This is a genomic window from Streptomyces milbemycinicus, assembly GCF_002154605.1.
Lineage (GTDB): Bacteria > Actinomycetota > Actinomycetes > Streptomycetales > Streptomycetaceae > Streptomyces > Streptomyces milbemycinicus.
In genome coordinates, this window is record NZ_MUNE01000561.1 from 1 (window position 1) to 8,405 (window position 8,405).

Consider the following 8,405-nt stretch of genomic DNA (forward strand, 5'->3'; position numbering starts at 1 on the left):
GCGGCGGCCCGCCCCCGCCGTGCCGATCGGGCGGCGGGCGCGGGCCGCCGCGGTGCTGCGAGGCATTCGCGCAGGTCAGAGCCGATTGTCAGTGGTGTGCCCCACGATGAGGCCATACGGCGGTCGCCTTACCACATGACCGGCCGCCACGCGACGACAGGAGGTTCGTCATGGCCAGTACCGCCGCAGCGCGCCGGCACCGTGCCGCCGCCCCTGCCCCTTCGTTGACCGGTCCCGCGAGTGATGTCCACCCCGTGCTGCGCCGCGCGTCCGCGCCGCCCGCCGCCCTCGACCTGCTCGCCCAGGCCCACCACGGCCTGGAGGAGGCCGCCGGGCTGGAGACCGCCAATGAGCGCTTCGCCACCGCCCACCTCGCCGCCCTGCGCACCGCGGCCGCCGTGCTCGCCGTGCGCGGCCGCCCCGAGCCCACCGCGCGCCGCCGCGCGCGGATCCGCAGCGCGTGGGAAGTGCTGCCCGAAGTCGCCCCCGAACTGACCGAGTGGAGCGCCCTGTTCGCCTCGGGCGCCGAGCGCAGGGCCCGCGCCGAGGCGGGCATACCAGGCGCGGCCAACTGCCGGGATGCCGACGATCTGCTGCGCGCCGTCTCGATGTTTCTGCGCCTGGTCGAGCGGATGCTGGCCCTCCAGCCCGCGCTGCCGCAGCCGGCCGCGCCCGGCGGGAAGGAGGGCGCGTAGCGGCGGGCCGGGCGCCCGGGAGCGTCGGCCGGGCACCCGGGAGGGAGGCGCGGGGCGCAGGCGGTCCTCGGTCCGGCGCGGGGGCACCTCCCAGCGGTAGCTGGGGGACCATCGCGTCAGAGGCAATAGGCTGGGAGCGCCGACGTCAGTAACTCGTCGTCACCGCCGCAGGCGGTGGCGGCACCGCGCCGAGGAGCCACCCGCCGTGTCAGACCCGCTGCGCCCCCGTGCGTCCCTCCGTACCGCCGTGGTGTGGGAGGTCCTCAAAGACGCCCTGGACCGCCGGGTCAAGGCGGTGGGCCAGGGCCCCGGAGAGGGCGACCGCGCGCCCGGTGTGCTGGACGTGCTCGACACCGGAGGCGGCAGCGGCAACTTCGCGGTGCCGGTCGCCCGGCTCGGCCACCGCGTCACGGTGGTCGACCCGAGCCCCAACGCGCTGTTCGCGCTGGAGCGGCGGGCCGCCGAGGCCGGGGTCGCCGACCGGGTGCGCGGAGTCCAGGGCGATGCCGCCGACCTGTTCGAGGTGGCCGAGCGCGGCGGCTATGACGTGGTGCTGTGCCATGGCGTGCTGGAGTACGTCGACGACCCGGCCGAGGGCCTGAGGAACGCCGCGGCGGCCCTGCGTCCGTCCGGCACCCTCAGCGTGCTCGCGGCGGGCCTCGGCGGCGCCGTGCTCGCCCGGGCGCTGGCCGGCCACTTCACCGAGGCCCGGCAAGCGCTTGCCGATCCGGCCGGCCGCTGGGGCGCAGGCGACCCGATGCCCCGCCGCTTCACCCCCGAGCAGCTGACCGGGCTGATCGCGGCGGCGGGCCTGGAGGTCGGTGCGGTGCACGGGGTGCGGGTCTTCGCCGATCTGGTGCCTGGTGTGCTGGTCGACACCGAACCGGACGCCCTGGACGCCCTGCTGCAACTTGAGGCCGCCGCCGCGGAGCTGCCCGCCTTCCAGTCCGTCGCCACCCAGCTGCATGTGCTCGCGGAGCGCAACTGACCGCTACCGCCCCTCCGGCCTGCGTGACGGTATGACGGACGGCGCAGGTGGAGTAGGCCACAGGCCCTCCGATCGGCCGCCATGCCCCGTATGATCGAGGTACACCGTCGGGCATGGCGGATCGGCGGGAGGGGAATGCACGTCTCAGCGTCAACTAATGCCACGCGCGTATCGGTGACGAATTGGCGCAGAGGGGCGGGTTTCACGGGGGCGATTCCCTGCCTATCCTGAAAGGGTCGCACCCCGGTCGCCCCCCGCGACCGACGAGTAGGAGGACTCCGTGCCGCTCTCGGAGCACGAGCAGCGCATGCTCGAGCAAATGGAGCGAGCGCTGTACGCCGAAGACCCCAAGTTCGCGACAGCGCTTGAGGGCAGCGGCCTGCGCACGTACACCCGGCGACGGGTCTATCAGGCGATCGCGGGCTTTCTGGTGGGCGTTGCGCTCCTGATGGTCGGCGTGATCATTCCGCAGCAGATCTGGATCAGCGTGGTGGGCTTCCTCGTCATGCTGGGGTGTGCCGGGCTCGCGGTGACCGGCTGGCGCAAGGCGCCCAAGCCCGGCGAGCGGCCCCAGGCGGGCGGGGGCGGGCCTGCGGCCCGTCGCCAGAGCCGTCAGCGCCGCTCCATGATGAGCCGGATCGAGGAGCGGTGGCAGCGCCGCCGCGATGAACAGGGCCACTGAGCCCTGACCGCCCGGGTGGGCCACACCTCCTACATGGGCGGCCACACGTACAGGCGCGAGCACAGCGCATACGGCACCAGAAGCGCTTATCAGCAAGCGCACGCGTCATCTCGTACATGAGCGAGGGGCGGTCGCCATCCGGCGGCCGCCCCTCGCTTCGCTGTCGCGTCCCTCGTCCCCGTCAGCCCTGCTGACGGCGGGGGCCGCCCCGCAGCCCGGATATCCACCGTGCCCACCGGGGCGCGCCCCACCGCTCGACCAGCGCGGACCAGCGCGCCGAGGCCGCCCAGACCACCCGGACCGCCGACCTCGGGGCCAGCAGCGCCCGCAGCCGGTCCCACCGCCCGGCCTTGGCCCGGAATCCGGCCAGCACCAGCCGCACCTCGTCGCCGACGCCCGGCGCCGGGCGCGGCCGCGGTGCGAACAGCACCTGCTCGACCGCCGCGGCCACCCGCCGCGCCGCCTCGGCCGCCTCCTGGTCGAGCTCCGCCATCCGCACGATGCGGGCCACCGCGTTACGCGAGGTCTGGGAGTCGTCCGGCACGATCCCGAAGTCCCAGGCGGTGTCGAGCAGTTCCCGCCAGGCAGCCAGGACCCGGTCGGCGGCGTCCTGCTCGGTGCGCCCGGCCGAGCCGCTGAGTCTGCGGGTCCGCAGCCGCTGCCGCCACAGCATCGGCAGCAGGGGGATCACCAGCAGCAGCGCCGCGAACGAACTCCAGCCGATCTGCTTGCTGACCGACCAGCCGCCGCCCGAGGAGGGCTGGTCGGGCTGCTCGCCCAGGGCCCCGCCGCACTCGCCGAGCTTCTTCATGTCCTGCGCGCAGCTGTCCGACGCCGACGGCGCGGCCGACGGCTCTTCGGACGCGGTGGGCGCCTGCGTCGGGTCGTCGGTGGAGTCGCCGGACGGCGTCTGCTCCATCGTGTAGTCGGGCTGGGTGCCGCGGCTGGGGGTGGGCTCGAAACGGGTCCAGCCGACGCCCTCGAAGTACAGCTCGGGCCAGGCGTGGGCGTCCTTGAGCCCGACCGACACCGAGCCGTCCGCCTGCGCGGTGCCGGGGGTGAACCCGACGGCCACCCGGGCCGGGATGCCCAGCGTGCGGGCCATGGCCGCCATGGAGAAGGAGAAGTGGACGCAGAAGCCCTCCTTCTGCTGGAGGAACTTGACGATGGCGGCCGAGCCGCTGCCCGACTGCACCTTCGTGTCGTAGCGGAACCCGCCGTTCACGGCGAACCAGTCCTGCAGCTTCACCGCCTGCTCATACGCGTTCGAAGCGCCCGCGGTCACCTGGCGCGCCGTGCGGGCGACCACGGACGGCAGCGAGTCCGGCACCTTGGTGTACTCCCGCAGCAGCTTCGCCGACGGCTGCGGTGCGGCGGCCAGCTGCGCCGCGGTCGGCTCCACGACCAGGCTGTTGACCTGGTACCGCATTCCGCGGGTGGTCTGGCCGCGGTCGCCGACCAGCGTCCGGCCCTCCGGCTCATAGCGCCAGCGGCCGTCGATGTCGACCTTCATGGCGGGGTAGGGGAGGGGCAGCCAGTTCTGCGCGTACCAGTCGGCGGCCTGGATCGAGGTGTCGATCGAGGAGACGCGGACGGAGGAGTTGAGACCGGCCGGGTTGGGCAGAGTGTCCGGCACATCCTGGACATGCCGCTCGGAGGACTTCCACGCCGCCCCGTCGAACTTGTCCAGCGCGACGATCCGCAGATACATGTCCTGGGTGGTCTGGGAGGAGGTGCGGTACCGCAGCACCTCGCGGTTCTGCGGCTGGTTCAGGCTGTCCTGCAGCGACACCAGCGGATTCACCGCCGAGATCGTGCCGTTTCCCCCGCTCCCGCCACCGGCGCCGTTCTTCTGGTCCAGCAGGCCGCCGTCCAGGGACGGCAGCACCGCGGGCACCGCCAGGGCGATGCCCAGCGCCAGCACGCCGATCCTGCGGCCGGTGCGGACCGGGGCCAGCGCCGGGCTGCCGCCCGCCCCGGCCAGGCCCGAGGGCCCCATCCCGTACGGGCGCGGGGCGCCGCCGCTGAACACCCGGCCCCATTGGGACAGCCGGTCCCGCCCCTCGGCCAGCAGCAACAGCAGATAGCCGGCCGCCGCCACCAGGAACCACAGCCAGTCGTCGCCACCGTCGGACAGGCCCGCCGCGACCGAGTACAGCGCGAGCAGCGGCAGCCCGGCGGGGGCGGCGCTGCGGTAGGTCACCGCGAGCGCGTCGACCACAAGACCTATCACCAGCACCCCGCCGACCAGCATCAGCTTGATGCCGTCGGTGACCGGCGCCGGGATCGCGTACTGCCCCACGTCGACCGTGCCCTGCTGCAGCAGACGCCCGAGCGCCTGGAACGCCTGCGGGCTCGGGAGCACCCCGGCCAGCGCCTCGTGGCGGGCGAAGGTGATCGTGAGCAGCAGCAGGCCCACCACGGCCTGAGCCGCCAGTGTCAGCGGGCGCGCCAGTGGCACCCGGCGGGCCAGCGCGCCCACCGTGCTCTGGATCGCCAGCAGCAGTCCGGCCTGCACGAGCCAGCCGGGCTTGTCGACCAGCGGCAGCAGCGCACAGGCCGCCGCCATCGTCGCCAGCGCGGCGCATATCGCCAGTCGCACGCTTCCGCTCATGCCCAGCCCCCTGTCATACCGCCGCCCGCCAGCGGCCGCCCGGCGTCGGCCTGGATGCCGCCCTGGGCGTCGGCCTGCTGCCACAGCTGCACCAGCGTGGTGCCGGGGGTGACCGGCAGCGCCGTCCACCCCGACTCCCGCAGCATCCGCAGCCGCTCCTCCAGACCCTGCGGGTCCGGCGCCCACGCGCCCCGGGACCAGGCGCCGCCGTCCAGGACGAACGCCACCGCCGTCCCGGTGCGGTGCCGCATCCGGCCGACCATCGTCGCCTGCTCCTCGTCCAGATCGCCGAGGAACGCCACCAGCAGTCCCTCGTTGCCACCGCGCAGCGCCTCGTAGGCCCGGGCGAGCCCGGCCTCCTCGGAGTGGTCCACCACCGCGAGGGTGTCGAGCATCAGCCCGGCCGTGTCCGCCGAGTCATGGCCCGAGCCGGTGAAGCCGCCCCCGCTGTCCGGGCCCGGCACCGAGCTGCCGGTGTCGGTCAGCAGCCGGACCCCGTAGCCCCGCTCCAGCAGATGCACCGCGGCCGAGGCCGCTCCGGAGACCGCCCACTCGAACGCCGAGTCCGGCCCCGAGCCCTGGTGGGCCACGCGCCGGGTGTCCAGCAGCACCGTGCAGCTGGCGCGCTGCGGCTGCTCCTCCCGGCGGACCATCAGCTCGCCGTAGCGCGCGGTGGACCGCCAGTGGACCCGCCGCAGATCGTCGCCATGGCGGTAGCCGCGCGGGATGACATCGTCCTCGCCCGCGAGCGCGAGCGAGCGGTGCCGCCCGTCGCCGTAGCCCATGGCCTCGCCCGCGAAGCGCACCAGGGGCAGCGGTTCGACCCGCGGCACCACCGTCAGCGTGTCGTACGCGCTGAAGGAGCGGGTGAGCTCGCACATCCCGAACGGGTCGTTCAACCGCAGCTGCAGCGGGCCGAGCGGATAGCGGCCGCGCAGATCCGAGCGGACCCGATAGGACACCTCGCGGCGCCCGCCCGGCTCCACCCGGTCCAGCACGAAGCGGGGCCGCGGCCCGAGCACATAGGGCACGCGGTCCTGCAGCATCAGCAGACCGGTGGGCAGCCGCGAGACATTGTCGATACGCAGATGCACCCGGGCCTCGGAGCCCGCCGGGACCCGCGCGGGCGAGAGCCGCCGGCTGCCCGCCACCCGGTAACGGGTGCGATAGACCACGGCCACACACACCAGGGGCAGCACCGCGAGCAGCAGCCCCACCCGCAGCAGATCCGCCTGCCCCAGGACATAGCTGCACACCGCGGCCGCCACCCCGGCCGCCAGGAACGAACGGCCGCGGGTGGTCAGGCCGGCGAGCGCCGCGCGCAGCCCGCCCCGGTCCTCGCGGCCCTCGCCGTCGCCGTCGCCGTCGCCGTCGCCGGGGGCCATGGGCATCCCCCCTGCCGTCATCACAGCCTCCGCGCGCCCGGCGGCTGCTGACCGTACTCAACCGGGGGCGCGGGCGGCACGGGCGGCAGCGGACCGGTACCGGGGGGCAGCGGCGCCCCGGGCGGCGGCATGGGGGCCGCGCCGGGCGGCATCTGCTGGCCCGCGCCGCGCGGAGCCGCGCTGGGCACCGGGGTGCGCTGCAGTATGTCCGTGACCACCTGCTCCGCGGTGCGCCGGTTCAGCTGAGCCTGCGCGGTCGGCAGCAGCCGGTGGGCCAGCACGGCCACCGCGAGCGACTGCACATCGTCGGGCAGGGCGAAGTCCCGCCCGGTCAGCGCCGCGGCCGCCTTCGCCGCCCGCAGCAGATGCAGCGTCGCCCGAGGGGACGCGCCCAGCCGCAGATCGGGGTGGTTCCGCGTGGCGGAGACCAGGTCGACCGCATACCGCCGGACCGCCTCGGCCACATGGACCTCGCGGACCGCCTCGATGAGCTTGGCGATCTCATGGGCATGGGCCACCGGCTGCAGATCGTCCAGCGGGGAGACACCGCCATGGATGTCCAGCATCTGCAGCTCGGCCTGCGGGCTCGGATAGCCGATCGACACGCGCGCCATGAAGCGGTCGCGCTGCGCCTCGGGCAGCGGGTACGTGCCCTCCATCTCGATCGGGTTCTGCGTGGCCACGACCATGAAGGGGGTCGGCAGCTCGTAGGTCTGCCCGTCGATGGTGACCTGCCGCTCCTCCATCGACTCCAGCAGCGCCGACTGGGTCTTGGGCGAGGCCCGGTTGATCTCGTCGCCGATGACGATCTGGGAAAAGATCGCGCCCGGCTTGAACTCGAAATCCTTCTGCTGCTGGTCATACACGCTCACGCCGGTGATATCCGACGGCAGCAGGTCGGGCGTGAACTGGATACGGCGCACCGAGCAGTCGATGGACTTCGCGAGCGCCTTCGCGAGCATGGTCTTTCCCACGCCCGGGACATCCTCCAGCAGTAGATGTCCCTCAGCGAGCAGTACGGTCAGCGAAAGCCGCACGACCTCGGGCTTGCCCTCGATCACACCCTCCACCGACCTGCGGATCCGCTCCGCTGTGGTGGTCAGATCGCTGAGGCTCGCTCGCTCGTCATAGGTCGTCACCCGGCCCTCCTCGGCCCGATCTCGGGCCGCTGCCCTCGGAACGGACCGGCCCACCGCAACACGCTGGCATCAGCCCCCCGCAGGCCGCGGGGGGCGATGTCACATACGCATTCTTGCGGTCCCGGCCTCATCTCGTCACTCGGCTGTGGATAACCCGGAGCGATTTGTCGGGACTGGAGGGTTTTGAGGAGTTAAAACAGGCTCACCCGCGTGGCGTCACCTCGCGCAGCAGACCCGTCGTCACGTCGAAGACGAAGCCGCGCACATCATCCTTGTGGAGCAGGAACGGGGAAGTCCGCACCCGCTGCATCGACTGGCGTACGTCGGTGTCGAGGTCCTTGAACGCCTCGACCGCCCACGACGGCCGCTGGCCGACCTCGGCCTCCAGGTCGTGCCGGAAGTCCTCGGTCAGATTCAGCAGGCCGCAGCCCGTGTGGTGGATGAGCACGACGCTGCGGGTGCCCAGCGCGCGCTGGCTGATGGTCAGGGAACGGATGACATCGTCGGTGACCACACCGCCCGCGTTGCGGATGGTGTGGCAGTCGCCCAGGTCCAGGCCGAGCGCCTCGTGCAGGTCGAGACGCGCGTCCATGCAGGCGACCACGGCGACGCGCAGCACGGGGCGCGCGTCCATGCCGGGGTCCTGGAACTCGGCGGCGTAACGGTGGTTGGCCTCTACGAGGCGATCGGTGACCGTACCTCCCGTGCGGGCGGCGCTGTCGGCGGGCTGGGGCAGCGGCTGCGGCGCGGATATCGACATGGCTGGGACACTACCTTCCACCAGGGGATTTTGTCTTTTCTTTAGATAGGGCAAACGGGTGTATCGGGAGGCGCGCGGCCTTCCGTGTGAGAGACCCCACACGGGTGGCGCCCGCGCCTCCGCGTGCCCGCTGCAAGTGTTC

Annotated in this window: 7 protein-coding genes; 3 read left to right on the forward strand and 4 right to left on the reverse strand. The window is 73.3% G+C overall.

From position 1 onward, the window contains the following. Positions 1–170 precede the first annotated feature (170 nt). The 3 genes from CCN51_RS38070 (at position 171) to CCN51_RS38080 (ending at position 2,365) form a co-directional block, all read left to right on the forward strand. On the forward strand, positions 171–695 hold the full coding sequence (locus CCN51_RS38070; protein WP_014180433.1) for an SAV_6107 family HEPN domain-containing protein: 525 nt from the start codon (positions 171–173) through the stop codon (positions 693–695). 205 nt (positions 696–900) lie between these two features. Beyond that, positions 901–1,683: a methyltransferase gene (locus CCN51_RS38075; protein WP_014180434.1), complete on the forward strand. Its 783-nt coding sequence runs from the start codon at positions 901–903 to the stop codon at positions 1,681–1,683. A gap of 280 nt (positions 1,684–1,963) precedes the next feature. Further along, the gene (locus tag CCN51_RS38080) at positions 1,964–2,365 is read left to right on the forward strand and encodes a DUF3040 domain-containing protein (RefSeq protein WP_014180435.1); all 402 of its coding nucleotides are present in this window, start codon (positions 1,964–1,966) and stop codon (positions 2,363–2,365) included. Between the two features lie 181 nt (positions 2,366–2,546). Here the strand turns inward: CCN51_RS38080 and CCN51_RS38085 are convergent, their stop codons facing one another. The 4 genes from CCN51_RS38085 to CCN51_RS38100 form a co-directional block, all read right to left on the reverse strand. Next, complete coding sequence (locus CCN51_RS38085; protein ID WP_014180436.1) at positions 2,547–4,979, reverse strand: transglutaminase TgpA family protein; 2,433 nt, start codon at positions 4,977–4,979, stop codon at positions 2,547–2,549. After that, complete coding sequence (locus CCN51_RS38090) at positions 4,976–6,385, reverse strand: DUF58 domain-containing protein (RefSeq protein ID WP_043487799.1); 1,410 nt, start codon at positions 6,383–6,385, stop codon at positions 4,976–4,978. The genes CCN51_RS38085 and CCN51_RS38090 overlap by 4 nt, the downstream gene beginning before the upstream one ends. Beyond that, complete coding sequence (locus CCN51_RS38095; RefSeq protein WP_014180438.1) at positions 6,385–7,503, reverse strand: AAA family ATPase; 1,119 nt, start codon at positions 7,501–7,503, stop codon at positions 6,385–6,387. Before CCN51_RS38095 ends, CCN51_RS38090 begins: the two co-directional genes overlap by 1 nt. A gap of 202 nt (positions 7,504–7,705) precedes the next feature. Further along, positions 7,706–8,263, reverse strand: a complete 558-nt coding sequence (locus CCN51_RS38100) for a beta-class carbonic anhydrase (protein WP_014180439.1) — start codon at positions 8,261–8,263, stop codon at positions 7,706–7,708. Positions 8,264–8,405: the final 142 nt, after the last annotated feature.

Coding starts and splice junctions, on each gene's coding strand:
- CCN51_RS38090 (WP_043487799.1), bottom strand. CDS start 6,385: ATGACGGCAGGGGGGATGCCCATGGCCCCCGGCGACGGCGACGGCGAC.
- CCN51_RS38085 (WP_014180436.1), bottom strand. CDS start 4,979: ATGAGCGGAAGCGTGCGACTGGCGATATGCGCCGCGCTGGCGACGATG.
- CCN51_RS38070 (WP_014180433.1), top strand. CDS start 171: ATGGCCAGTACCGCCGCAGCGCGCCGGCACCGTGCCGCCGCCCCTGCC.
- CCN51_RS38100 (WP_014180439.1), bottom strand. CDS start 8,263: ATGTCGATATCCGCGCCGCAGCCGCTGCCCCAGCCCGCCGACAGCGCC.